General features: G+C 33.1%; 25 protein-coding genes and 1 tRNA gene. 8 read left to right on the top strand and 18 right to left on the bottom strand.

What is annotated here, in order from left to right:
- Positions 1-3: 3 nt before the first annotated feature.
- The 3 genes from DUZ96_RS06655 to DUZ96_RS06645 are packed head-to-tail and all read right to left on the bottom strand — an operon-like array spanning position 4 to position 1,456.
- Entirely contained in the window at positions 4-618 is a 615-nt protein-coding gene (locus DUZ96_RS06655; RefSeq protein ID WP_114301164.1) for a low molecular weight phosphatase family protein, read from the bottom strand.
- Positions 619-636: 18 nt separating this feature from the next.
- The gene (locus DUZ96_RS06650; RefSeq protein WP_114301163.1) at positions 637-1,116 is read right to left on the bottom strand and encodes a DUF6428 family protein; all 480 of its coding nucleotides are present in this window, start codon (positions 1,114-1,116) and stop codon (positions 637-639) included.
- 13 nt (positions 1,117-1,129) lie between these two features.
- Complete coding sequence (locus tag DUZ96_RS06645) at positions 1,130-1,456, bottom strand: helix-turn-helix transcriptional regulator (RefSeq protein ID WP_114301162.1); 327 nt, start codon at positions 1,454-1,456, stop codon at positions 1,130-1,132.
- 178 nt (positions 1,457-1,634) lie between these two features.
- Between DUZ96_RS06645 and DUZ96_RS06640 the strand changes: the two genes are divergently transcribed.
- Positions 1,635-2,480, top strand: a complete 846-nt coding sequence (locus tag DUZ96_RS06640) for a DUF2911 domain-containing protein (protein ID WP_114301161.1) — start codon at positions 1,635-1,637, stop codon at positions 2,478-2,480.
- Positions 2,481-2,528: 48 nt separating this feature from the next.
- On the opposite strand, the gene DUZ96_RS06635 is transcribed toward DUZ96_RS06640, so the two are convergent.
- From DUZ96_RS06635 to DUZ96_RS06590, 10 genes are all read right to left on the bottom strand, one after another.
- Positions 2,529-4,355 carry a sodium:solute symporter gene (locus DUZ96_RS06635; RefSeq protein ID WP_114301160.1) on the bottom strand — a complete coding sequence of 609 codons (1,827 nt, stop codon included), beginning with the start codon at positions 4,353-4,355 and terminating at the stop codon, positions 2,529-2,531.
- 122 nt (positions 4,356-4,477) lie between these two features.
- A complete protein-coding gene (locus tag DUZ96_RS06630) occupies positions 4,478-6,997 on the bottom strand; it encodes a PIG-L family deacetylase (protein WP_114301159.1) in 2,520 nt (839 codons plus the stop codon).
- A 118-nt stretch (positions 6,998-7,115) separates the two neighbouring features.
- Positions 7,116-8,183, bottom strand: a complete 1,068-nt coding sequence (gene corA / locus DUZ96_RS06625; protein ID WP_114301158.1) for a magnesium/cobalt transporter CorA — start codon at positions 8,181-8,183, stop codon at positions 7,116-7,118.
- A 3-nt stretch (positions 8,184-8,186) separates the two neighbouring features.
- Complete coding sequence (locus tag DUZ96_RS06620; RefSeq protein ID WP_114301157.1) at positions 8,187-8,720, bottom strand: mechanosensitive ion channel domain-containing protein; 534 nt, start codon at positions 8,718-8,720, stop codon at positions 8,187-8,189.
- 39 nt (positions 8,721-8,759) lie between these two features.
- Positions 8,760-9,686 (bottom strand): septum formation inhibitor Maf, encoded by a 927-nt coding sequence (locus DUZ96_RS06615; RefSeq protein WP_114301156.1) that lies wholly within the window; start codon positions 9,684-9,686, stop codon positions 8,760-8,762.
- A gap of 30 nt (positions 9,687-9,716) precedes the next feature.
- Complete coding sequence (locus DUZ96_RS06610; protein WP_114301155.1) at positions 9,717-10,310, bottom strand: Maf family nucleotide pyrophosphatase; 594 nt, start codon at positions 10,308-10,310, stop codon at positions 9,717-9,719.
- Between the two features lie 5 nt (positions 10,311-10,315).
- Positions 10,316-11,242, bottom strand: a complete 927-nt coding sequence (locus tag DUZ96_RS06605) for a geranylgeranylglycerol-phosphate geranylgeranyltransferase (protein WP_114301154.1) — start codon at positions 11,240-11,242, stop codon at positions 10,316-10,318.
- An 8-nt stretch (positions 11,243-11,250) separates the two neighbouring features.
- A complete protein-coding gene (locus DUZ96_RS06600) occupies positions 11,251-11,565 on the bottom strand; it encodes a hypothetical protein (protein WP_147267060.1) in 315 nt (104 codons plus the stop codon).
- 4 nt (positions 11,566-11,569) lie between these two features.
- Positions 11,570-12,103 carry an HAD family hydrolase gene (locus DUZ96_RS06595; protein WP_114301152.1) on the bottom strand — a complete coding sequence of 178 codons (534 nt, stop codon included), beginning with the start codon at positions 12,101-12,103 and terminating at the stop codon, positions 11,570-11,572.
- A complete protein-coding gene (locus DUZ96_RS06590) occupies positions 12,090-12,851 on the bottom strand; it encodes a Rossmann-like and DUF2520 domain-containing protein (RefSeq protein WP_114301151.1) in 762 nt (253 codons plus the stop codon). The genes DUZ96_RS06595 and DUZ96_RS06590 overlap by 14 nt, the downstream gene beginning before the upstream one ends.
- Positions 12,852-12,888: 37 nt before the next feature.
- On the opposite strand from DUZ96_RS06590, the gene DUZ96_RS06585 reads away from it, so the two are divergent.
- The 3 genes from DUZ96_RS06585 to DUZ96_RS06575 all read left to right on the top strand — a co-directional run bounded on the left by DUZ96_RS06585 (position 12,889) and on the right by DUZ96_RS06575 (position 16,917).
- Positions 12,889-13,311, top strand: a complete 423-nt coding sequence (locus DUZ96_RS06585) for a group III truncated hemoglobin (protein ID WP_258774333.1) — start codon at positions 12,889-12,891, stop codon at positions 13,309-13,311.
- A gap of 144 nt (positions 13,312-13,455) precedes the next feature.
- Positions 13,456-16,653, top strand: coding sequence for a cytochrome c biogenesis protein CcsA (ccsA, locus tag DUZ96_RS06580; protein ID WP_114301150.1), 3,198 nt, complete (start codon positions 13,456-13,458; stop codon positions 16,651-16,653).
- Positions 16,654-16,728: 75 nt separating this feature from the next.
- Entirely contained in the window at positions 16,729-16,917 is a 189-nt protein-coding gene (locus tag DUZ96_RS06575; protein ID WP_114301149.1) for a hypothetical protein, read from the top strand.
- A 351-nt stretch (positions 16,918-17,268) separates the two neighbouring features.
- On the opposite strand, the gene DUZ96_RS06570 is transcribed toward DUZ96_RS06575, so the two are convergent.
- Positions 17,269-18,009, bottom strand: coding sequence for a bacteriorhodopsin-like (locus DUZ96_RS06570; RefSeq protein WP_114301148.1), 741 nt, complete (start codon positions 18,007-18,009; stop codon positions 17,269-17,271).
- 104 nt (positions 18,010-18,113) lie between these two features.
- On the opposite strand from DUZ96_RS06570, the gene DUZ96_RS06565 reads away from it, so the two are divergent.
- Positions 18,114-18,986: a Brp/Blh family beta-carotene 15,15'-dioxygenase gene (locus tag DUZ96_RS06565; RefSeq protein WP_114301147.1), complete on the top strand. Its 873-nt coding sequence runs from the start codon at positions 18,114-18,116 to the stop codon at positions 18,984-18,986.
- 41 nt (positions 18,987-19,027) lie between these two features.
- On the top strand, positions 19,028-20,170 hold the full coding sequence (locus DUZ96_RS06560) for a PLP-dependent aspartate aminotransferase family protein (RefSeq protein WP_114301146.1): 1,143 nt from the start codon (positions 19,028-19,030) through the stop codon (positions 20,168-20,170).
- On the opposite strand, the gene DUZ96_RS06555 is transcribed toward DUZ96_RS06560, so the two are convergent.
- The 3 genes from DUZ96_RS06555 to DUZ96_RS06545 are packed head-to-tail and all read right to left on the bottom strand — an operon-like array spanning position 20,154 to position 24,391.
- Entirely contained in the window at positions 20,154-20,843 is a 690-nt protein-coding gene (locus DUZ96_RS06555; RefSeq protein WP_114301145.1) for a DUF2490 domain-containing protein, read from the bottom strand. The two genes, DUZ96_RS06560 and DUZ96_RS06555, sit on opposite strands and share 17 nt — an antisense overlap.
- Before the next feature lie 54 nt (positions 20,844-20,897).
- Entirely contained in the window at positions 20,898-22,535 is a 1,638-nt protein-coding gene (gene pckA / locus DUZ96_RS06550; protein ID WP_114301144.1) for a phosphoenolpyruvate carboxykinase (ATP), read from the bottom strand.
- Positions 22,536-22,561: 26 nt separating this feature from the next.
- On the bottom strand, positions 22,562-24,391 hold the full coding sequence (locus tag DUZ96_RS06545) for an SLC13 family permease (protein WP_258774332.1): 1,830 nt from the start codon (positions 24,389-24,391) through the stop codon (positions 22,562-22,564).
- A 229-nt stretch (positions 24,392-24,620) separates the two neighbouring features.
- On the opposite strand from DUZ96_RS06545, the gene bshB1 reads away from it, so the two are divergent.
- Both bshB1 and DUZ96_RS06535 read left to right on the top strand, forming a co-directional pair.
- On the top strand, positions 24,621-25,340 hold the full coding sequence (gene bshB1, locus DUZ96_RS06540; RefSeq protein ID WP_114301142.1) for a bacillithiol biosynthesis deacetylase BshB1: 720 nt from the start codon (positions 24,621-24,623) through the stop codon (positions 25,338-25,340).
- Between the two features lie 60 nt (positions 25,341-25,400).
- Positions 25,401-25,476, top strand: a tRNA-His gene (locus DUZ96_RS06535).
- 153 nt (positions 25,477-25,629) lie between these two features.
- Here the strand turns inward: DUZ96_RS06535 and DUZ96_RS06530 are convergent.
- Entirely contained in the window at positions 25,630-26,286 is a 657-nt protein-coding gene (locus DUZ96_RS06530; protein ID WP_114301141.1) for a hypothetical protein, read from the bottom strand.
- Between the last annotated feature and the right edge of the window lies 1 nt (position 26,287).

Genomic DNA, 26,287 nt, shown 5'->3' with positions numbered 1-26,287 from the left:
TATCTATTTTTTTAGTTTAGAGAAAACATACTTTAATTCCGTTGCAATTTGAATACTACGCTCTTTATATTTTTCGGCTTGTTGAGGTGTATTGTCAAATGCTTTAGGATCTTCGAAAGTTACTGGAATTCGTTTTTCAGCACCTGAAATAAAAGGACAGCCTTTGTCTGCACTTGAGCAAGTCATAATCGCTGCAAATTGAGAAGAAGGGTTAAAGCTGTGATCGTAAGTTTTTGAAAATCCAATAACAGGATGTGCAAACTCAGAAAATTTTATGGCATAGACAGGATTTGATTCTTTAGATAATGTGTCAATTTTAAATCCAGAAGATTCGAGTGCCTTGGCGGCAGAAGAGAATAACGCAGTAGCTTCAGTTCCACCTGAATAACAAAAAACATTAGTAATATCAAAGTATCGTGCTATGGTTTGGGCCCATATCTGAGACAAATGACTCCGTCTTGAATTATGCGTACAAATAAAATTTAGGTTTACAACTGAATTGTTATTGATTTTATTCTGAATATACTCTGTAAGAGGTTGCAGTATTTCTTTACGTTTGGCAGAAATAGTTGAGACATCTAAACTGTTTAAGGTGTCTTCGATGGTTTTATATAACATGGATTGATTTTAATAATATTAGCAACAGCCTGAATCTGGCGAACAACATGCTGTTGTGTTCTGTAATTCTGAAAGTTTAACCCTAGGTTTTAATGCCTTTTCAGGAATACCGCAATTGTCTTTAGCCAAACAATCGGTGCGTTTTGAGCTTAGCAAGAAATGTTTACCGTCAAAATCTAAATTATACTTACCAATTGTGTCCCCTTGGTATTCAACTTCTACCGGAAGGTCTTCATTTAAATTAAGTTTTGATTCAGAAAGTTCAATGATATTCAATAGTTTTTCAGGATGAAGTCTATGATCGTAATCATTGGCATCCCATAATTGAAAATTAATTACCTCCTCATTTCTTATGGTTCCACCACAATCTATAAAGAGTTTATTTATTTTACCTACTTCTGTTACATGAAAATGTTTTGGTACTAATTCTCCATTTGGAAACTCAAATCCTATAGTTTCTAAGAATCTTAGTTTTTGTTTAATTTCTAATAAGGTCATGATTCTATATGTTTTAACAACAATTTAATTTGATTTCTTGGTTAAAAAAAGTGGTTAGGAGTTGTTTCATTTCCTGCCATTTTTTTTCATTTATGCAGTAGCAAACACTTGTACCTTCAATGTTACCTTTTATTAACCCAAGATTTTTAAGTTCTTTTAAATGCTGTGAGATCGTAGCTTGTGCCAACCCAATTTCGTGCACCAAATCACCACAAATACAGGTTTCTGATTTAAATAATTGATGAAGTATGGCAACTCTAGCCGGATGGGCAAATGCCTTTGCAAGGGTAGCAATTTTGTTTTGAGCATCAGTAAATATTTCTGATTTTGTGACTCCCATATATCCTTTTAATTCGTTTATTGCAATATTACGATTAATAATTGATATGCTAATGATTTATTTAGGAAAATTGTAGTTATTCTTCAAATTGGCTTTTTAAGTTATTATTAACATTTAGCACTGTGGTTAAGTCGTAATTTTATATAGTCTTATAATTCAAATATTAAATCCAAATTAAATGAAAAAATTAGTACTATTTGTATTTGCTGTAACGCTATTGTTTTCAGTAGATGCGCAAATTGAAACACCCCAACCAAGTCCATTCACAAAAATTGAACAAAAAGTTGGTTTAACTGACGTAACACTTGAGTATTCTAGACCCAGTATGAAAGGTCGTAAAATATTTGGTGATTTAGTACCTTATGGCAAGATGTGGCGCACTGGAGCTAATAAAAACACAATGGTTACATTCAGTGATGATGTAGTCGTAGACGGAACTACATTAAAAGCAGGTTCTTATGCAATATTTGTTATACCAGGCGAAAGTTCTTGGGATGTAATATTTTATTCTGATATTCAAAATTGGGGTACACCTAGGGAATGGGACGACTCTAAAGTGGCAGCCAAGACCACAGTAAATACTTATGAAATGCCTATGGCTGTTGAAACTTGGACTATTTCTATAGATGACCTTAAAAGTAACTCTGCTCAAATAGGTTTCATTTGGGAAAACACATATGTTGGTGTTAAAGTTAAGGTGCCGACAGATGATAAGGTTTCAGCGTCAATTGAAAAAACAATGGCTGGTCCTGGTGCAGGAGATTATTATTCTGCAGCGGTATACAATCTCACTGAAGGAAAAGATTTAGATAAAGCTCAAATATGGATGGATAAGGCTATGTCTATGATTGAAAACCCTGGTTTTTGGCAATTAAGACAACAGTCTTTGTTATACGCTAAACTAGGCGATAAGAAAAAAGCCATTGAAACAGCAAAGAAATCATTAGCTGGTGCAGAAGCAGCAGGTAATGCAGATTATGTAAAAATGAACAAGGAGTCCCTTAAAGAATGGGGTGCTCTGTAAAAATTGATAAATAATATCATACAACGCGACTCATTTGAGTCGCGTTTTTTATGCTTTATTTTTAGTAAATATTTGAAGTAAATTCGCAATAATAATAACCACAATGCAACCTATTACATTTAACCATAAATATGGTAAATTAATTATGCCTTCATTATCCATAAAATAAAGTGCTATTATAACTAATTGAGTAATCAAGGCGCCAACAAAGACAGCATTTCCTCTAATGTTTTTAAAGAAAAATGCAAGTAAGAATATACCAAGAACATTACCATAGAAAATGGAACCTATGATATTCACTAATTGAATTAGGTTCTCTGCAAGATTTGCAAAACATGCAATTATTATCGCGACTATTCCCCAACCCAATGTGAACCATTTGGTCATTTTTACCATGTGTTCTTCACCCTTATCTTCTTTTAGGTTTCTGCCATATAAATCAATTGAGGTAATCGTTGCTAATGCATTAATTTCTGATGCAGTCGAAGACATTGCTGCAGATAGTATAACTGCAATTAATAAACCAACGAGTCCAACTGGTAGGTGATTTAGGATAAAACGTATGAACATATAGTCTCTGTCATTGGTCTGGGTGTCCTTTGCAGCATCACTGTAAAGGTTTTTAAGCGCTAATGATTTTTCTTTGAATACAATATTAGAGGTGTCAGATTGTAATGTAATAACCTCTTTTTCTAATTCTTCATATTCTTTTGTATATTCAGGGTCTATTGCTTTTTTAATTAGGAATTTGGATTCAGATCTATATATTTTTTCAATAGCATCTAGTTCTGCAAGTTTCTCTTTAGCTCCATTGTTTGAACTTTCAGTAGTGGCAAATTCTAAAGAGATACTTTTTCTTGAGTCAAAAAGTTCAGATTGTTTTTTCTGAAGTATTCTATATTCATTTCCATATTTAGAATTCAAAACCGTTTGGGTAGAAGCGTCAATAAAGTTTAATGGTGCAGGATTAAACTGGTAGAACACAAAAACCATAACTCCCACTAAAAGTATAAAAAACTGCATAGGGACTTTTAGTAGCCCATTAAACAAGAGGCCCATTTGCATTTCTTTCATGGATTTCCCTGAAAGATAACGTTGTACCTGGCTTTGATCCGTACCGAAATAAGACAACATTAAAAAAGTACCACCGATTAACCCGGTCCAAACGGTATATCGATTTTCTAGATCAAATGAAAAATCCAATACTTCCATCTTGCCTGTTGCACCTGCAATATCAATAGCCTCTGTAAATGAAACTTCATCTGGTATTAGGTCAATAACAACATAAAGTGCCCCAAGCATACCTGCAAAAATTACGAACATTTGTTGCTTTTGTGTTACCGTAACGGCCTTGGTTCCACCAGATACAGTATAAATAATTACAAGTAATCCAATTGCGATATTTAGAGTTACAATATTCCAATCTAAGACCACGGATAAAATAATTGCAGGTGCAAAAATTGTAATACCTGCAGCTAGGCCACGTTGGATTAAAAATAGTATAGCTGTTAGGCTTCTAGTTTTTAAATCGAATCTATTTTCTAAAAATTCATAGGCAGTATAAACTTTTAGCTTATGATAAAGTGGGATAAATACCATGCAAATAATCACCATTGCAATCGGAAGCCCGAAATAGAATTGAACGAATCCCATACCATCAGAAAATGCCTGGCCCGTAGTTGATAAAAATGTTATGGCACTTGCCTGTGTTGCCATTACTGATAGACCAATAGTCCACCATTTAGTAGTATTTCCTCCTTTAACGTAATCTTGTACATTTTTACTTCCTCTTGTTTTCCATGTACCATAGCCAACTATGGTCAATAAAGTAAGGAGTAATACTGTCCAATCTATCCAATCTAGCGTTTGATGCATATGTTATGAGAATGAAACGGTTATGAAATAAAAAAGAATGATATAAATGGCATTAGCCACCAAAATAATGGTGTACATCTTATCCCATTTTTGTTTTGATTCTGGTTGGTTGTCCATTTTTACTAGTTTTTGAGCTGTGTTTTATCTTCTTTTCCAGCAGATAATAAATTGGCGAATAGTCTATATGCACCAGGAACTCCTGCGGGAAACTCCCTAAAGAAACTCAATCCAGTATAGATATAATTTCCTTTCCCATATTTTGCTACTATAAGACTTCCCTTTTTAGAGTTTTCTCCACTATCATTCATTGCAAGGAGTGGTGTAAATTCATCAGACCACTGATTAGGAAAGTATAAACCACGTTCTTGTACCCATCCATCGAAGTCATCCGCGGTAATTTTATTTGGAAAGTTAAGAATTGGATGTTCAGGTTTTAAAATTTTCACATTTGCATTTTCATCTGTAACCCTATCTCGTGACAGCTTCAACTCATACGGTGCGAGTTGTTCGGTTTTTAATTGTCTACTCGTATTATATTGAACCACTAAGTTGCCACCTTCCTTCACATAATCTAATAAAAATCTTTGTTTGAATTTGAGTTCGTCTAAGATGTTGTAGGCGCGTATACCAACAACGATAGCATCAAAATTTGATAAATTTTTAGGTGCTATTTGGTCAGGTTTAATAATTGTTACATTGTAACCAATCTGTCTTAGGCTTTCTGGCACCACATCACCTGCACCTTCTATGTAACCAATATTATTTCCTCTTTTATCAATATCAAGTCTTACAACCTTACTTACGCTTGGCATTAAAACAGTTTGAAACGGAATATGGTCATAATCTATCTCTATTAATTCGTCTGTGTAGTATTCACCGTCAATGTTTATTATAGGAGTGATCAATCCCTCGCTTTGGTTCTTTGGCGGTATTACAGTAAACACAACTTTTTGAATGTCGCCTTTATTTTCAATCTGAATTTTTTGTTTTTGTGGGTAGACGTTCCAATCATTAGGATGTGCCATTTGTACATAACCCTCAATATTTTCTTTACCAGCTTTTACAGTTATTTCAATTTCTTTTTGTTGGTCATTTTCAAAAATAAAAACCTTATCACTTATGCTTCCAGAGACTTGAGGAATAATTTCAAAAGGCCGGTATAATTCGCCTTTATCAGGTCTTGAGTATCTATAAATTACTGGTTTGGTTATTGTTATTGGTGTTTTGGCCATAATTAAGTTAAAATCTACAGAAATACCCCTTGGTGTTTCAGGTAGACCAATTAATTCTTGCTTTTCTACATGGTAGATTCCAATGTCATTTTTTTTATTTAGCCAGTATGGAGTGGTATAATTTAAATCCTCAGGTATAATGACATCTTCAAGAAAATTAAGTTTTTGATTAGGAAGCATTGAGAGTGATTTTGACACGCCTTCAGTCATTGTGGAAATATTGTATGATGCCAATTCTATATTAACATTACTACGGTTAAGAACTTCCATGCGTAAACCAATCAATGAATTTGGCGCAGCTTGTGGCGAGTTTGCAGATACTTCAATATATAATCCTGTGCACGCCTCAATGATTTGAAGAATTTCTTTTGTTTTAACAGATTTCCAATGGTCGTTCGGCAGATTTTGTATTAATTTATATCCTTCAATAAGTTTTGGAAGGTGAGTAGAAGGGTTCATAAAATCGAAACTATTTTCGATATCCTTTAAAATAGTACCAATTGCTTCTCCTCCTTCAATACGGTTCCAAGATGTATCTATCCCTGAGAATAAATCATTACTACCATCTAAAGGTTTGCCCTTCAGAAATTCAATATATTCTTGTTGCGTACCGCGTTGAGATAGACGCCCAAAACCTTGGCATAAATGTTGGCTACTAGCAATAGCTGCGACTTCATTATTAGACAGACCCTTGGTAGGATAATATACTCCAACATCAAAATTTATCATGTTACTCTTGTCTGCCTTTTCGAAGTTCTCTTGACTACCATAAAACCACCAAGACGTATTAAAAAATAACCTCTTAGGTTGCCATGTATCAGTTAAATTAAGATGGGAAGAGTATTTTGTTTTATCGTTTGCAAGATCAAAAGCCTCTATACTTAGCATGGCAGAACTCGTGTGATGGCCATGGGTTCTTCCTGGTGTTCTGTGATCGAATCGATTTATGATGACATCTGGTTTAAACGTTCTAATAGCCCATATCACATCAGACAAAACCTTATCCTTATCCCATATTTTTAATGTCTCATCTGGATGCTTTGAATAGCCAAAATCATTTGCTCTAGTAAAACGTTGTTCACCACCATCAACGCTTCTAGCTGCTAAAAGCTCTTGTGTTCTTATAACACCAAGTAATTCTCTAATTTCTGGGCCAATTAAATTTTGCCCGCCATCACCTCGAGTTAATGAAAGGTAAGCAGTTCTGGCTTTTACATGGTTTGCCATGTACGAAATTAGTCGGGTATTTTCATCATCTGGATGCGCAGCGATGTACAAAACCGATGCCAAGACATTAAGCTTCTGGACGGCCTCATAAATCTCTGATGCATTAAGTTTTTTAGGTTGCTGTGCTTGAATAGATACTATTGTGCTTAATAGAACCAATAGACAAAGTACAAATTGTCTCATGAATAAAGAAGTTAGTTACACCACCAAAGGTAAAAAAGATAATAGGTGAAGATTGTGATTTTAGATTTATTTAACGGTATGGTTTATTTGATGAATTAGGTAAAGGATTTTGAATTTACTACAGCCATTTCTTTTTCTTAAAATAATAAATCATACCTAGAAATATCATAATCATTATTCCCCAAAGAATATAATAGCTGTATTTATAATGCAATTCAGGAATGTTTTCGAAATTCATTCCATAAATTCCTGCAATAAAAGTTAGAGGAATAAAAATGGTAGCAATAATGGTAAGTAATTTCATGACTTCATTCATCTTATTACTAATGGTAGTCATGTACATATCCATTAAACTCCAGATCATTTCTCGATATATGTCTAGATTTTCTGTTACTTGAACTAAATGATCGTAAATATCTCTAAAATAGGTAATTGTGCGTTTGAAAATAAACGGGTAATCACCTTTTTCAATTCGATTTATTATTTCACGAAGTGGAAAAATAGCTCGTCTTACTTTAAGGATTTCTCGCTTTAATTGTTGTACTTCAATATTAATATCTTCTCGTACAGTTCCGGTAAATAAATCAGTTTCTAAATCTTCTATTTTATTGCCTAAGGTTTCAATAATCGTGAAATAGTTGTCTACAACTGCATCGATAAGAGCATAAAGTAAATAATCAGATTTCATTCCTCTGATACGACCTCGATTTAATCTTAATCTATCTCTAATAGAACCGAAGACATCACCTTCTGATTCTTGAAAAGTCAATACGTAGTTTTCACCTAAAACAAAACTTACTTGTTCAATAACAATATTTTCGTCTTTATTATAATAGAGCATTTTTAGTACTATGAATATGTAATTTTCATATTCATCAATTTTAGGGCGTTGGGTGGTATTAACGATATCTTCTAATACCAAGGGATGCAACCCATATTGCCTACCAATATTTTCAATTTCATCAGTATATTTTAAGCCTTCTATATTTATCCAGGTTACAGATTCTGTTTCTTTATAATTAATTGCCTCTTCAATATAAAGCAGTATAGATTCTTCAATATTATCCTTTGTGTAATCAAAACATTGAACATTGAATTTCTTATCGGATTTTTCGCCTGTATAGACTAAGGTTCCAGGAATTTGCCCAATTTGTTTTTGATACTTTTGGGTGCGTTTTTTAGTCATGATTTAAAGTATACTAGTATCATCCAAGGCGTCTTTTTGAACTAAAGTTACCGCCTTCTGAAGGATTAGGTTATTTGGATATGTAACTAGGTTTCCATTGTCTTCTCTCAAAATTAATTGGAAAGCTCTTATGTCTTCTATGATGGCTTCTACCGGATAATCTTTATCGTGAATTTTTATTTTGTCTCCAACTTTGTAAGGAAAGGAAAAGAACATTATAACTCCAGATGTTACGTTGCTTAGTATGGACCAAATTGCGAATAGGGCAATACCAATAACTGCAAAAACAGAAGAAAATAACAAGGTGATATCTTGGGTATCTGCACCTAGGATAAAGGCTTCTATTAATAAAGCAATAAGAATCAATGTTACCGTTACATAACGGCCCATTAAAATTGCTCGTGCTTCAGAAGTGCCACTCTTTTTGCCAATTTTCTTAACTGTTAGTATAATTATTGCTCTGATAATTAATAGTATCAGCAATAACACCACAGTATAAATTATTTCAGATTTACAGGTATAATAAAAATCTAACATATTAAAGCAAATTTGTCTTAAACAAATATAGCCCTAATTCTATTTTAATTTCAAGGTTTTTCTCAACCCAGTATCAGCAGTACTGTTCTTGTTCCAATAAGCGGATTTAATTGTTTCAAGCTTGGTAGCTTTTGTTGTTAGTGTTTTAGACTCAGAACCATAGCCACTTACTGTAGTTTCTTCCCAACCATTTATTTGATACGGAAAACTATTTTCAAAATTGATTTTAAGGGTTCTATTGAGGTTTGGGTAAGACAACATATACATTCCATCCTTTAATACTGCGTAGGCTTTATAGGCTTTAATTTTTTGGTGCTTTAATCTCGTAAATTCTAAGGATGGAATAATATCTAAATCTCCTATTGGCAAGCTTTTCGGATCAATTCTTAATTTGACCCATAGTTCGTTTTCAGTCCAAGTTTTACTTAATTTATAGTTTTGATCTGCTTCTTCTTGAAAATACGAATGAGATATTAATTCAAATTTTTCTCTATTATTTAGTTGGGCATAAACATGGCCACACCAATCTTGTACTGATGCTGTGACTTTTAAGGCATGATTGTTATTTGTAACTGGATAAAATGTGCTTTGCATTATTGAATAAGGATATACACCAGTATTAAATTTTTTTGTGGCATTTAGTTTTAAAACGGGAATATTTGATTTGCTGTAATTGTCAGCTTTCACCTGTAAATCAGGTAAAAAATCTTCAGTAACAAATACCATAACTGCACTACCTTCTCTAATTTCACCATAGCGTGCCTGCTCTAATTTATATGAGGTTATTTCTGCATCACCATCATACCAGTAATTTTTAAATGAAGAAGAAAGCTTTGTTTTTAGTTGAGGGAGATTATCTACGGTTTCATAAACTGATATCTCATCAGTGATTTTTGTTTCTTTCTCCTCACATGAAATGCAAACAGAGAGATATATGATAGGCAACAAAAAGACTAATCTTTTCATAAGGTATTGTTTTTTTACAAAGTTACAATCCTAGTCTTCCATAGCAATGCTATTTAACGTTTCATAAAGTAAATGTGTGGGAAGGCCAACAACGTTATTATAAGAACCTTCAATATTGGTTATGCCTACAGATCCTATCCATTCCTGTATACCATAAGCACCTGCTTTATCGAAGGGCTTAAATTTCTTTATGTAGTACCAAATTTCTTTGTCTTCAAGAGCTCTAAAAGTTACCTTGGTAGTCGTGTGAATAATTTTCTGTGATTCTTTTTGAGTAAAACAAATAGAGGTAATAACATCGTGTGTTTTGTTGCTCATAGATTTGATCATATCAAAAGCATGACGCTCATCTTTTGGTTTTTCAATCGGTTTACCCTCTAGCCAAACAATGGTATCACTTGTTATTAGAATGTCATTTGCTTTCAATTCATTTATAAACGGTTGTGATTTTAATTTCGCCAGATAATCAGTGATTTCATTTGCTTTTAAATTATCTGGATATATTTCTTCTACAGGGTGTAATTTAATTTTAAAATCAATATCCATAGCTTTTAAAAACGCATGACGTCTTGGAGAACCAGAAGCAAGGATGATATTATAACCCTTCAATTTGTCTTTTAGCATTGTACTTACTTTAAGATTAATTGGTACATTAAAATAGAAAGCATTCCGGTTAGCATAACAACTTTAAGGACATGACTTATATGCCTATAATCTGATTTTTGCTCGGCATTAAAGATCTTGATAGTTGCATATATAAGAGGTCCAACCACAAATACTAAAAAGTAAGCAACTACCAATTGTTGCTTAAATAAGTATGTTATTACATAATATATTACAGCGATTATAGGCAGGAGTGAAACTAAAAATGCGACACTATTAGCTCTATCTCTACCAATAACAACGGGGAGAGTTTCTATACCAGCATTATAATCTCCATCAATGTCTTCAATATCCTTAATAATTTCTCTTACGAGATTAATTAAAAATGCAAACACTGCATAATCTAAAATAATGTCAAGGAATGTCTGTTGAGCGGATTTGTTTATTTCTGCCATTACTGGTAAGAGTTCAAAAATACCTACCATTAATATGCTCAATGCCACAACTAGAGAAATAATAATGTTACCAACTATCATTATTTGTTTGAGGGCGGTAGCGTACAGATATAATAAAGCAGAGACTACTACAAAAAGGACGAAGAAGGTCGATTTACCTATACTATTAGATAAATAAAAACCAAGTCCCACACCAATTATATTGAGGACTATAAAGAGGTTAAAGCCCATTTTTTCTGAAATGTGTTTATTTATTATTAACCGTTTGGGCTTGTTGATTTTATCTGTTTCAATATCATAGATATCATTTATAATATATCCTGCGCTAGCAATACAGACTGTTGAAAGTACAAGAATGAAGAACTCAAAATTGTTAAGGGCAGTAAATACGCCATATTTATCTTTAAAGGGAACTAGAAGGGCATATTTTAGTAAATATTGTACAAATACAATTATTAATAAGTTTTGCCAACGAATTAATTTTAAATAATGAATCATTCTAAGGTTTAATGGGATAATATTTGATTGATAAGGTAATAGGCGAAATATGCAACACCCATGAATACAAACAGACTGATGACTGAGGTTCTAATCAAAAGCTTACGCTCTTGTCTTCTTATTTTATCTTTTATTTTTTGTTTGTATTCCTTAGTAAGGTTTTTATGCATAAAATGCATTTCATAGTGCAGATGGGCCTCTAAGTCTAACTTTTCTTTATATACAGAAAACGGTGTGCTAGTCTTTTGGTTAAATGTAGTCTGATTATTACCAAAACCTATGTATCCAAATCCTGTACTATGTCGTCTGCTTTTTCTTTTCATTAAGTTAGTCGTATTTAGCATCAAAATTACCATTCCATTTGCCATGCACTTTTAAAACCTGTTCAATTACATCGCGCACAGCACCATTTCCACCATTTTTGTGAGATATATAGTTGCAAATTGCCTTAATTTCAGGTACTGCATCTTGTGGACAACATGGTAAACCCACCAGCTTCATAACTGGGAAATCTGGAATATCATCTCCCATATATAACACGGACTCTGATTTTATATTATAAATTTCTAAATATTCATCTAGTTGCTCAATTTTATTATGTGCTCCGAGGTAAATATTGGTAATGCCTAATCCTCTTAATCTTTTTCTAACGCCTTCATTAGAGCCACCTGAAATAATACAGACATTAAATCCTGCATCTACAGCAGTTTTTAGGGCAAAACCATCCTTAATGCTCATTTTACGCAACATTTCTCCTTCAGTTGTAACAGTGATGGTGCCATCGGTAAGTACACCGTCAACGTCAAAAATAAAGGTGGTTATGTGCTGTAGGTATTCTTTGTAGCTTTTATCTTTTTCCATGTGTTTTTTTAATAGAATTAGTAAGCATTTGATAAATTGCCTTATGTTCTTCGCTTTCTATTTGTTTAAGATGTCTTTTTATGGTTTTTTTATCATTTCGCTTTGCTGGTCCTGTTTGCGCCATGTATGGTGACATATCTTGTACTTTACGAGCAGTCTCCATTATTAATGGCTTCAAGATATCAAAATTAATGCTTTTAGCATCACTGATTTCGTGTGCAATTCTATATAATTGGTTCACAAAATTATTTACGTATACTGCAGAAAGATGAAGTGTTTGTCTCTGTTCTGTGTTTATTTTATAAAATTTACAGCCTAATACTTCTGCCAATGATTTTAACACTTGTAAATTTTCTTTTTCCAAGCATTCAATACAAATTGGTACTTCGCTAAAATCTATCGTTGCTCCTTTAGTGAAAGTTTGTAATGGATAAAATACAGCTCGTTTGTGTTTTTTGTCTAATTGGTGAATAGAAACACTACCAGAGGTATGTGCAACAAGTCTATTACTAAAAGGTAATGCATTAGATAATTCTGCTATGCTATCATCACTAACTGCCATGATGTATATGTCAGCCTCTTTTAAAGTACTTAAATCATCTGTAATATCAACATCGTTTTGAAAAGGCTTAATGGTATCAATAGTTCTGTTATACCATTGTATAATGGATGCTGATTCTGATTTTTTGATAGCATTGAATAAATGTGAGGCCACATTGCCAGCACCAATTAAAATTACTGATAACATGTTGTAAAAATACTAAGTTTTACCAATCTCTACTGATATGATTAATACAAATAAGATAACTTTGAGAATTATGGTTAAAAAAGATATTCAAAATAGATACGATATTCATCTTTTGGTGAAAAATTTCTACTCCAAAGTTAGAAAGGATAATACGCTAGGGCCTTTTTTCAACGATAGTATCAACGATTGGGATGCACATTTAAAATATCTAACTGATTTTTGGGAATCCGGCTTGTTTCTTAAAACAAAATTTACTAGCGATCCCTTAGTGGCTCATATTAAGGTTGATAAAGCTCATAATAATTCCATTACAGAACTGCATTTTGGTATATGGTTAAATTACTGGTCTCAAACTATTGATGAGTTGTTTAAGGGTGATTATACACAAAATGCGAAAAGGAGAGCTCGTAAAATGGGCACATTTATATATTTAAAGATATTGAGCTTCTTTCTGATTTAAAAACACTAATAGAAGAACAAAATAACCTATTGAAATCATCAAAATAAGCGTAAGTAATTTTAACATCATTTGTACGGATTAAAGGCATAAATTAATCCTTAAAAAGCACTATCTTTGCACGTGCTTAAAAACAAGCCAAAAACTATGCAAAAGAAGATATTTAATTTCCTTTTTTCCACAAGACTTACTGCTGTTCTATTTATTGTTTTTGCTCTTGCTATGGCAATAGGTACTATCCTAGATAGAAATATGGATACTTCACCAACGCCTTACACAAGACAATTAATCTATAATGCCCGGTGGTTTGAAGCTATAATGATATTTTTTGTTATAAATTTTGTTGGGAATATTTTTCGGTTCAAACTACATAAAAAGGAAAAATGGGCTACTCTAGTTTTGCACCTTTCCTTTATTTTTATTTTAGTAGGTGCCTTTGTAACGCGCTATATTGGTTATGAGGGTATGATGTCCATTAGAGAAGGTGCCACTGAGAGTGAATTTTTATCTCAAAAAACTTATATCAAGGGTAGAATTGTCGGTGATTTTCAAATAAATGGCCAGCTTCAGCAACGTAATATTGAAGAAGAGGTAGATTTTTCACCACGATTAAACAATGATTTTAGTGAAACTTACGATTATGGAGGAACAAAAGTAGTTATAACCCTAGACGAGTTTATTAAAGGTGCAGAAAAGGATATTATTCCTAACGATAATGGTGAGCGATATTTAAAAATTGTCGAAGCAGGTGGAGGACAGCCACATAACCATTTTCTCAAGGATGGTGATATTGCAAATCTACATAACGTTTTAATTAGCCTTAATAATTATCAAGAGGGTGCAATAAACATTACAGAAACTGACGATGGTCTTTTTATTAACTCTCCATATGAAGGTGAGTATTTAACCATGGCAACTATGACAGGGGGGGAACTAGTAAAAGATAGTTTGCAGCTATTAAATTTAAGATCTAGATATATAATTGGAAATATGCAAATGGTATTTCCAAAGCCAATAATTAAAGGTGAGTTTAGTGTTGTAAAAAAATCCCAGATTTTAAAGAATGATACTGATGGAATTCTTTTGAATGTTACAGCTAATGGTGAGACCAAGAAAGTTGGGCTTTTAGGAGGTCAAGGCAATTACAATGGATTTGAAGAGTTTGAAGTTGGCGGTATGGAAATGACCTTGCAATATGGTTCTAAAGTATTGAGTTTGCCATTTCAGGTAAAACTAAATGATTTTATAGCCGAAAAATATCCAGGAACCGAAAATGCCTATTCTTCCTATGAGAGCAAGGTAACGGTATTGGATTCTGAAAAAGGTGATTTTGATTATCACATTTACATGAACAATATATTAGATCACAGAGGTTATAGATTTTTTCAAGCAAGTTTTGATCCTGATGAAAAAGGAACGATTCTTTCAGTTAATTACGATCAATGGGGAACCTATTTAACTTATGCGGGTTACCTATTGTTATATTTTGGTTTATTGGCTATTATGTTTGCTAGACATACGCGTTTTGACAAACTAAGAAAACGATTAGAAAAATTAAAAACGAAGAAGGCTAAATTACTAACCATGTTGGTTTTAATGTTTAGTATTTCTGGTTTTTCTCAAGAGCATTCCGAGAATGATGGACATGATCATTCAGTGGGATTAAGACCAACTAAAACCCAAATTGATTCTATTTTAAAAGCAAATATTACACCTGAGGCTCATACTGAGGAGTTTGCAAAAATGGTAATTCAGGATTATAGTGGTAGAATGATGCCTATGCATACCTACGCTTCTGAAATGTTGAGAAAACTGAGTAAGAAAGAAACCTATGAAGACTTTACGGCTACTCAAGTATTTCTATCTATTCAAGAAAGTCCATTACTGTGGTACAATGTCCCTATTATTTACTTGAAACCCCGTAAGGCGGATTCGATAAGAACCATCATAGATGTGGATTACAGTGAAAAATATGTTAGTCTTCTAGACTTTTTCACACCAGACGGACGCAACAAACTGGGACCATATATTGAGGAGGCCTACAAAGCCCAGGTGCCAAATGGGTTTCAAAAAGAAGTGAAAGAAGCCTATGGTAGGTTGGGATTACTGTCTGATGCAATTGAAGGAAGATCCATTAAGATTTTTCCTGTACCAGAAGATGAAAATAATACATGGATTTCTTCTTTAGATTTTCGAGAAGGTAATTATCGTGATAAGATTAAGGACTCACTTTATGGTAATTTTATAAACAATGGGTTTAGTGCTTATTTGGTAACCTTAAATAATGGAAAATTGAATAATGATTTTTCAAAAGCCGAAGAATTATTAACCGGTATAAAAAAGACACAACAAAAGTTTGGTGCTTCAGTAATGCTACCTGATGAAAAAATTGAAGCCGAGATAATGTATAACAAATACGATATCTTCAAAAGGCTTTTTAGTTGGTATATGTATGCCAGTACCATCTTATTTATTCTTATTATTGTCCAGATATTCAAATATCGAAGCAAGTGGATAGACATAGCTATAAAGACTTTATTAGGTATTATTATTTTCTTGTTTGCGCTTCACGTAGCTGGTTTAGGAATGCGTTGGTACTTGTCTGGTCATGCACCTTGGAGTGATGCTTATGAATCCATGATTTATGTGGCTTGGTCGGTAATGCTGTTTGGATTATTATTCGGCCGTAAGAGTAATTTAACTATTGCCTCATCTGCATTTGTATGTTCCATGATTCTAATGGTGGCACATTGGAATTGGATGGATCCTGCGATAGCCAATCTACAGCCAGTTTTAAAAGGCTATTGGTTAATGATACATGTATCAGTTATTGTAGCTAGTTATGGACCATTTGCAATTGGTATGATATTAGGGTTGGTTGCACTATTACTGATGATTCTCACCAATAAGGAGAATAAAGCGAGAATGGATATTAATATTAAAGAGCTAACCATTATCAATGAATTAGCACTTACTGTTGGATTGGTAATGTTAACTATCGGTAACTTCCTTGGTGGAATGTGGGCTAATGAAAGTTGGGGACGTTACTGGGGCTGGGATCCAAAAGAAACTTGGGCATTAATTAGTATAATGATATATGCATTTGTAATTCATATGCGACTAGTACCAGGTTTGCGAGGTCTTTGGCTTTATAACTTGATGTCCGTGTTAGCTTTTGGAAGTATTTTAATGACCTATTTTGGTGTTAATTTCTATTTATCTGGTTTACATGCCTATGCAAGTGGTGATCAAATATTGAGTTTTCAATTTATAGCAATTACGTTAATCGTCATTGCAGTTCTAGCATATTTTGCCTTCAGAAAATATAAGACTTACTATAAATAAGCTTAACTTTTCGCACAAAAAAATAGATTCGAAAAGTATTTTTATTAACTTGAGGCTTTAAACCCGGTCGTATAAATGAAATTCTTCAAAAAATTAGGTTTCGCAAACGTTTTGATGTTAGCATTATGTGCGTTGATAATTCTAGTGTCAGAATATTTATTTCTTAATGGAGACCAAATGCATGGTTTGTTTATTGGTCTTTGGGCACCAACATTACTCGGTGTTATGATTTATTTAAAATTAATACAGAATGGAAGCAAATGATATAGTTTTTTGGTTTTCTATAATTGTTTCTGTATTAGTAGTGATATGGGCAATTTTAATGATCCGTGCCTACAATAAAATAGACTAGTTGTAACAATTCGTTTCAAACCCTAATCAATTTATTCCTTTCAAAAGATAAAACAGTTAGTTTGCTTAATGAAAGATGTATTATCATTCCGTTCTTAATGTGACAGGTATAGCTATCTAAATTTGTAAAAGATGTATATGGATTTTTTACTTGACTCACTTTAAAACTAATGATATAATCATCTAGAAAAAAATCGATGTTAACAATCTAAAATAAAAAAACCCCCTTGATACAGGAGGTTTTTTCTTTTATGTGATGATAAGTTATGCTTCGTCAGAAGATGCTGCAACGGCCGCACCGTAAACAACAAGACCAAAACCTATCTTATTTACTGCATCTCCAATGTTGTAGATGACATCCATATTCAGTCCTAAATTAGCAATACCATCGTACCATCCTTCAGTACCAGCCATATATCCTAAAGGATAAATAGCCCAACCGACGAGTACGAACCAGCATAGCGTTTTATGTGCTTTTAATACAGCACCACCCGCTTGTTCCGCAAGTTGTTTTGCTTCTCCGAACCATATCATATATGCAATAGCAAAATAAGCTAGTCCAGAAATTAAACCCCATACTGCAGGTCCGTTACCTGTGGTGTAAACTGCTTCACCAAAATAGCCCGTAACTAACATTACAACTGATAGGAAAATTAGTTTCCACATCATGGCCTTTTTAGCCCCTGCTACTTTTAGGATTAAATAAAATTCAACGCACATCAATGGAACGGTTAAGACCCAATCAACATACCTAAAGAAAGTTGGAGATTCTCCAACAGCAGCCCAATAGTCTCGCATGTACCAATAGTGCACAGCTGCAATAAATGTAATCAATCCTGATACAAGGATTGAAGTTCTCCATTTCTTATCAAATGAATTCATTGATAAAAAGAAAAAGGCCGAAGCGGCCATCATAGCCATACATCCAACAAAGAACGTAAAGCCTACATAGTCATCAGTAGCAATTTTGCTTACATCAGCTAATAAAATGGTTAGTATTTTCATGTTTATTTAATTTTGTTGAAACAAAAATATAAAAACGTAAACAATAATTCTGTAAAATTTTAATAAAAAATTTAAGAATAATCAAAAAAACATACCTTTACATTATGAAATTGTCAAATTATAATTTGTTTATTACAGTCTTTTTACTATGGTTAACTCAAAGATTACAAGACACTTATGAATCATATTTTGCCTATATTTTAATTTTAACGGTTGGTATTTTTCATGGATCTAATGATATAGCTTTAATAAGATTTTTAAATAAAGGATCCTCAAATCATATAACGAGATACCTGTTATTTTATGTTTTATTAGTTCTAATTACATGTTTTGTGTTCATAAAATTACCACTTTCGGCCTTATTGATTTTTATAGCTTTTAGTTGTTATCATTTTGGTGAACAACATTTTAGTAGTCAATTAGAAAGTTCTACTCGAATTAATCAATTTCTTTATGCCGGATATGGTATATTAATATTTGGTCTTCTTTTCTATTTTAATTATGAAGCAACTGACTCAATCATTTTAGAGTTAACAGGATTTTCTTTCTCAAAATATTACTATCTGGTATTTCTCGTAATTGGATTTATAATGACTTGTATTTTTGGATATATAAGCCTGTCCAATTTTAAAAAAGACGTTGATTTTTTTAGGGAAGTATTTTTGATCTTACTTTTCGCTTTATTATTTAAGCTGGCTTCGTTATTATGGGCTTTTGCCATATATTTTATTGTATGGCATTCACTACCATCTTTAAAAGATCAAATACAATCGCTACATGGTAAATTTAATGCAAGTAACTTAATTAGTTATATTAAGTCTTCTGTTATTTATTGGTTGATTTCATTAGTTGGATTGGTAATAGTATTTTATATTTCCGAAAGTTTTGACATCCGATTTATTACTTTATTTTTTGCCTTTTTAGCGGCTATTACAATACCGCATGTCATTGTGATGTATTATCTCAATAAGAATTAAAATATTATAGTGATTAAGTATTAATCTATTATTTTTATGCTATGAAAAAACTAGGATTAAATACAATTTGCATACATGTGGGTGAAGTAAAAGATGAACAATTTAAGGGTGCAGTATCACCAATGTATTTAAGTTCGTCATATGAATTTTTGGATGTTGAGATAAAACGCTATCCAAGATATTTTAACACACCAAATCAAGAATATTTATCAAAAAAAATAGCTGCTTTAGAGCATACAGAAGCTGCAATGATTTTTGGGTCAGGAATGGCTGCTATTAGTACAATGTTCCTCGCATTTCTTCAAAAAGGTGATCATCTTGTGGTTCAAAATACCCTTTATGGTGGTACAGTTAATTTTATAAAGGAGGAGTTTCCTAAATATGGTATTGAATTTACTTTTACCAATGGTTATACGGTGAATGATTTTGAAAATTCAATTAAACCAAACACAAAATTGATTCATATTGAAACACCATCTAATCCTTTAATGACCATAACAGATATGAAGGCTATAGCTAAGCTTGGAAAAACTAAAGGTATTCTAACATCTATGGACAATACATTTGCATCACCTGTAAATCAAAACCCAATTGATTTTGGAATTGATATGGTTATGCATTCTGCAACAAAATATTTTGGTGGTCATAGTGATATTTGTGCAGGTGCAGTTGCAAGTACAACCGAACATATTGAACGTATTTGGAATGTTGGTAAGAATCTAGGAGGAAATCTTAGTGATATGACGGTTTGGATGCTAGAACGAAGTATGAAAACTCTGGGATTGAGAGTTAAAGAACAAACTAAGAACGCAATGAAATTAGCTAAATGGTTAAATAAACATCCAAAGGTTTCAAAAGTATATTACCCAGGTTTAAAATCTCATCCAGAATATAAATTGGCAAAGAGCCAAATGAAGGGATTTGGGGCGATGCTTTCTTTTGAATTGACTCAAGATTTAGATTCTATTAAATTTCAAAAACAACTTAAATTAATTAAATCATCAATGAGTTTGGCAGGTATCGAAAGTACTGTTATTTCTCCTCATTTAACTTCACACGCCTTATTAACTCAAGAGGAGCGTGACAAGGTGGGAATTAGTGATCAATTGATTCGTTTTTCAGTAGGAATAGAAAATATTAAGGACATAAAGCGCGATATAAATAATGCTATAGATGTACTATAGTATTTTGTTTTCTGGCATCAGTTTGTATACTTATACCCATCTGAATTCGATTTAGATTATTTTTTCGGATATGTTGCTTTAAATAACCAATTTGTAATTGTGAGTTTTTGAGAAAATTTATACCTAAGCCAGTGTAGAATCTATTTTCGTGAAATACCTGATCTTGAAAGTTCACAAAAGGTTCTTCTGATACTACTAAAAACAAGGTTTTATTGATATCATACCTAGCCTGTATTTTATATCTGAATCGATTTTGCAATTCTGAATTAGATGTGAAATATTGAAATCGTTGTTCCAATCGACCTCGATGCGAGAGCTTTAGTGTATTTAATCTATGATATTTTGTGTACTGTTGGAAAAGTCTATGTTCATGTACATTAGGTTCTTCGTCAAACTCAAATAATGTGTCTATATTTAGGTAGGCATATCCAAACCCTATGCTTTGATTTTTCTTAAAATGATAATTACCTCGGATAGAAACAAATGCCAAATTATAGTTTGAAGAAGCTTCGTAAAAACGAAGTTCTGCATATGGATTTATACTAAATCTTTCATTCAACCTGTGGTTACTACCGTAAGTATACCAAGAGCCTAAATAATCTTCTGTAGAGGTTTGGGAATAAGAGATAAACTGAAAGGCGGTAATTAAAATGGCAAATATTATGTATCTCATCTTAAAATTAATATGAAAGAGCCCATTTCTGGGCTCTTTCTAATCACGGAATTTTTAAACATGGTCGCCTAAGTGATGGTGTTCATCAATTAATGGACCGCCTTCTATAATCTGATCTGAAGCTTCACTAGCAAATTTTTCGAAATTCAAGTGGAATGAATGCGCCAATTGAATTGCTTTACTAATGTATGCACCTTTTTGTAACCAAGTATTCATAGGGTCTAACATTTCTGTTGGAACGTTAGGACAATACTTAGGCATATTTAATCCAAATATTGGATGTTGTTCAAAATCAACGTTGTCTAAATCTCCATTTAATATGGCGGTAATCATAGCTCTTGTATATTTAAGCTTAATACGAGATCCAACTCCATAAGGACCGCCACTCCAGCCAGTATTGACTAACCATACGTTTACACCAGCTTCTTGCATTTTCTTGCTTAACATTTCTGCATATTTAGTTGGGTGTAACGGCATAAATGGCTCACCAAAACATGCTGAGAATGAGGGAACAGGTTCTGTAATACCAGCTTCTGTACCAGCAACTTTAGCAGTATAACCAGATATGAAATGGTAAGCTGCTTGTCCAGGAGTTAATTTAGATACAGGAGGTAATACACCAAATGCATCACATGTTAAGAAAAATATGTTCTTAGGATTATCAGCATATGATGGAGTTTGAATGTCATCAATATGATAGATAGGATAACTTACACGCGTATTCTGTGTAATGCTACTATCAAAATAATCCACGTTGTTATTTTCATCAAAAATCACATTTTCTAGAATTGCTCCAGGCTTTATGGCTCTATAAATGTCTGGCTCTTTTTCTTCAGTAAGGTCAATAGTTTTAGCATAACATCCACCTTCAAAATTGAAGATTCTATTTTCTGCTGTCCAACCATGCTCGTCATCACCTATTAATTTACGTTCAGGATCCGCTGAAAGTGTTGTTTTACCAGTGCCAGATAAACCAAAGAAAATTGCAGTATCTCCATCATCCCCAACATTTGCCGAACAATGCATTGGCAATACGTTTTTGTCGACTGGTAATATCATATTTAGAGCAGAGAATATACCTTTTTTCATTTCACCTGTGTAAGCAGAACCACCAACTAAGGCAATTTTCTTAGTGAAATTAAGTATAGAGAAATTACCTTGTCTTAAACCATATTTAGCAGGCTCAGGACATTCATAGCCAGGCGCACAAAGTACCAGCCATTCTTCTTCAAAATTTTCTAATTCTTCTTCTGAAGGTCTTAAGAACATGTTATAAATAAACATATTAGACCAAGGATACTCAGTTATAGTTCTAACGTTTAATCTGTATTTTGGATCAGCACAAACATATCCGTCACGAGCAAAAATTTCTTTGCCACTAAGATATTTTTCAATCTCACCTTGTAAAAAATCAAAGTTCTCGGGAGAAATTCCTTTATTTGTTTTTCCCCACCATACTCTATCTTTAGTGTAATCATCTTTAACCAAAAATCTATCTTGAGGTGAGCGTCCTGTGAATTTTCCAGTATTAATGGCTAATGTACCATTTGCTGTCTCTTTTCCCATACCTCTTTCAACGGTAATGGCTTGTAATTTTTCTGGCGATAAATTCCAATGAACTTTAGCATCTCTAACACCATACTTTGTAAGGTCTCTTGTCTTCACTGTTTGATCTTTTAATAATGTTTCCATGAGTTAAAAATTTATTTTGACGTTCTTTAAAATGGCCAAATTAATGGTACTAATAATAATGTTGATATTAAAAACAGTAGGAGCAAAGGAGCACCCACTCTTACATAATCTATAAACTTGTAACCACCTGATGTCATAACCATAGCATTTGTTGTTGTACCTACAGGTGTTAAAAATGCTGTTGACGCACTAATGGCAACTGCAATCATAAATGGAGCCGCAGATAAGCTTAATGTGTTAGCTGCAATAATGACTATGGGAGCCATAAGTACTGCTGTAGCAGAATTGTTAATGACTTGACTAAATCCAGTAGTTAATAAGAATACTCCTGCTAATAGTACAATAGGATCTAAGCTACCAAGTGTACTCACAAGTCCTTGTGCAATGAGTTGAGCAGTACCCGTTTTTTGTAAAGCAATTCCCATTGGAATCATTGCTGCAATCATTACAACACTTATCCAACTTATACCATTGTAGGCTTTAGTTATTGGTACACAACCTGTAATGAGTATAATACCTGCCGAAATCAATGCAGCTACGGCGCCAGGAACAACTTTAAATACCAATAGTATAATCATTAAGATTAGAGCGAATAACGCGATATATGATCTATACGTAAGATTGGTAACTCTTTTAGACATACCCTCTGGACTGCCACATATCACAAGATTTTCATGGTGTACTTTTAATTGTTCAATATCACTCCATATACCTCTAATTAAGAATGCATCTCCTGCCTTAACCCTAACTTCTCTTTCTGTAAATGGTTTATTGTTTCTAGATGTAGCCATTAGTTGAACTCCAAACCGTTTAAAGAATCTACCAATTCTAATTTTTCTGCCAACTAGAACAGATTTAGGAGTAACTAAAATTTCAGCCATACCTACCTCTTGGTTAATAAGATTGTTTCTCAACTCGTCAGCAACTGGCTCTAATGGAAGTAGACCTAATCTAAATTTAATCATTAAGGCATTAATAGCTTGTGTATCACCTTTTACGGTAATAATATCGTGATATTTAAATACTGTATCATTTTCAGGAAATTCTATAAATGGGTCATTCCCTTTTAATCGATTTGGGTGTCTTCTTTTTATTCTAAGGATAGATACATTGTGATTCTTCTCAAAGTCCCATTCACCTAATCTGGTGTCTAAAAGAGGAGAAACTGAACGTACCCTTAATCTATAGTAATCATCGTTGACTTTATAAGCTTCAATCCATTTATGCAGTGTTGTACTTATATCGACCGGTTTATTGTTTGTTTTATTATTTGGTAAGAGTTTGTAGCCAATAAATCTGAAGTACAATAATGCTAATAAAAGTAAAGGCAATCCAATTAAAGCAAATTCAAAAAATGAAAATCCTTCTAAGCCACTCTCTAACATAGTATTGTTTACAATAATATTAGGAGGTGTACCTGTTAAGGTTAATAGTCCTCCTGTGTTTGATCCAAAAGCTACAGGCATTAACATCTTAGATGGTAAGGTTCCTATACTCCAAGCAGAAGAAATAGTCACTGGCATAAGAGTAGCAACAGTACCTGTATTACTCACTACACCAGACAAAAGGCCAGAACCTAAAGTAGTAATCAACAATAGTTTTGTTGAACTTTTACCTGCTAGTTTTATAAATTTTTCTCCAGCCATTGCTGTCCATCCTGTTTGAGATAGGCCCTCACCAATTATAAATAAGGCAGCAATCATAATCACCGTTGGATTGCTAAAACCACTTAATGTTTCATCTAATGTTAGTATTCCGAATAGAAATAAACTTAACATTGAAATCAGTGCAATAATATCTGGTGTGAATTTGCCCCAAATAAATAAGGCGATGGTAATGATTAAAATTATAAGCATTAGGCTCATATACGTTTCTATCTCTAATTATGGTATAAAGTTAGTGGCATTAAAAGCCAATATTTATGACGAATGTCATACTTTTATATTATTATGGATTTTTCAACTTAGCTCATTTTTTTAATGCTAAAATGGCTTTATTTTAAACCGATAACGTTTGCGAAATAGAAAGTAAATGATAATCTATCTACTTTTTAATATTTTTGATATCACAGAAAAGTAAAATTAAATGAAATTAGACATTTTAGCCATTGGAGCACATCCAGATGACGTTGAATTAGGTTGTGGCGCAACACTCGCTAAAGAGGTTTCCAATGGAAAAAAAATTGGTATAATTGATTTAACTCGCGGTGAACTAGGAACGAGAGGGACAGCTGAAACACGTGATGAAGAATCTTTTAATGCGGCCAAGATTCTTGGTGTTAAGAGCAGATATAATATGCAGTTTGCAGATGGATTTTTTGTTAATGACAAATCACATCAATTAGAAATAATAAAAATGATACGCTTTTACAAGCCTGAAATTGTCATTTGCAATGCGATAGAGGATAGGCATATTGATCATGGGAAAGGAAGTAAGCTGGTCAGTGACTCTTGTTTTTTAAGTGGATTAAGAAAAATAGAAACTATTGACAAGGATAATACGGTACAAGATGCTTGGAGACCAAAAGCTGTCTATCATTATATGCAGTGGCAGGATATTCTACCAGATGTTGTTGTAGACGTTTCCGGTTTTATGGACAAAAAAATGGAAGCTGTTTTAGCTTATAAAACTCAGTTTTATGATCCTAATAATAATGAACCAGAGACACCCATTTCTAGTAAAAATTTTACAGACAGTATAAAATATAGAGCCAGAAATCTTGGTAGATTGGTTGGTACTGAATATGGTGAAGGCTTCACAGTAGAGCGATATCCTGCTGTAGAATCTCTTTTCGACCTAAAATAAGTAACGAAAACACTTTGTAGAAAATTGTAAATAATTTACATTTGCAGTCCAATTTAAAATGGTGGTTGTAGCTCAGTTGGTTAGAGCGCCTGATTGTGGTTCAGGAGGTCGTCGGTTCGAGACCGATCTTCCACCCAAAAAGACCAAGCCTTTCGGAAACGAAGGGCTTTTTTTGTTCCTTAAGACTACCCCAAATTTACCAAAAAAAACACGTTCACTGCCACTTTGCTGGCAGTAAATAGACATTGGATTTTGTCTCTTTGTAATAGCATCATAACTTTGTGAAGTTTTAAAAAGGTCCACTATTACTATCCCAGTTTGGTAAGTTCTTTTTTATTTCCAATTTATCATCTGCTATGTAAAAAGGTGGGTCAGTTTGCTGTTCTTCATTTAAGCGCTCAACAACTTCATAATCTTTTTTCCATTGCGCTAGTTGTTCCTCAGACCAAAATTCATCTGGGCTAGGTAAATCATCAATATTAATCTTAACCAACTCTAACTCAGATTTAAAGTAGTATGAAAAATTAATTTCAAGTTTTGACACATCTATTGGTCCTTGCCCGGCAATATTTAAAAGTCTATTAATAAGCTCGTCTCTTTCCTTAGTTGAATTAGTGTAAAACCCAAGCTCAATACATGGCCGTTGTTTAATCTTCCACCCATTTGTAAATTCCAATTCTAATTTTATAATTTTATAAGGTTTATTACTAAGATATTTCATTAGCTCAGCTGTGTTTTTATGCACCTTATGCATCTTCCTAATGGGGTGTTTGGTATTTTTGCGCTGTCTGATGCCATTATCTACTTGATAATAGATGGTCTTACTCTTAATCTCAAGGTCTTTAAAATGGAGTAGTAACCACAAGTTTCTTATGGTGTCAACATGTAAGCTAAAGCTTTTATGGTTTGAGTAAAGTTCAATGCTATTTATTAAATAGGACCACATT

The organism is Winogradskyella sp. KYW1333 (assembly GCF_003335675.1).
Classification (GTDB): domain Bacteria; phylum Bacteroidota; class Bacteroidia; order Flavobacteriales; family Flavobacteriaceae; genus Winogradskyella.
This window is presented reverse-complemented; position numbering and strand designations above follow the sequence as displayed.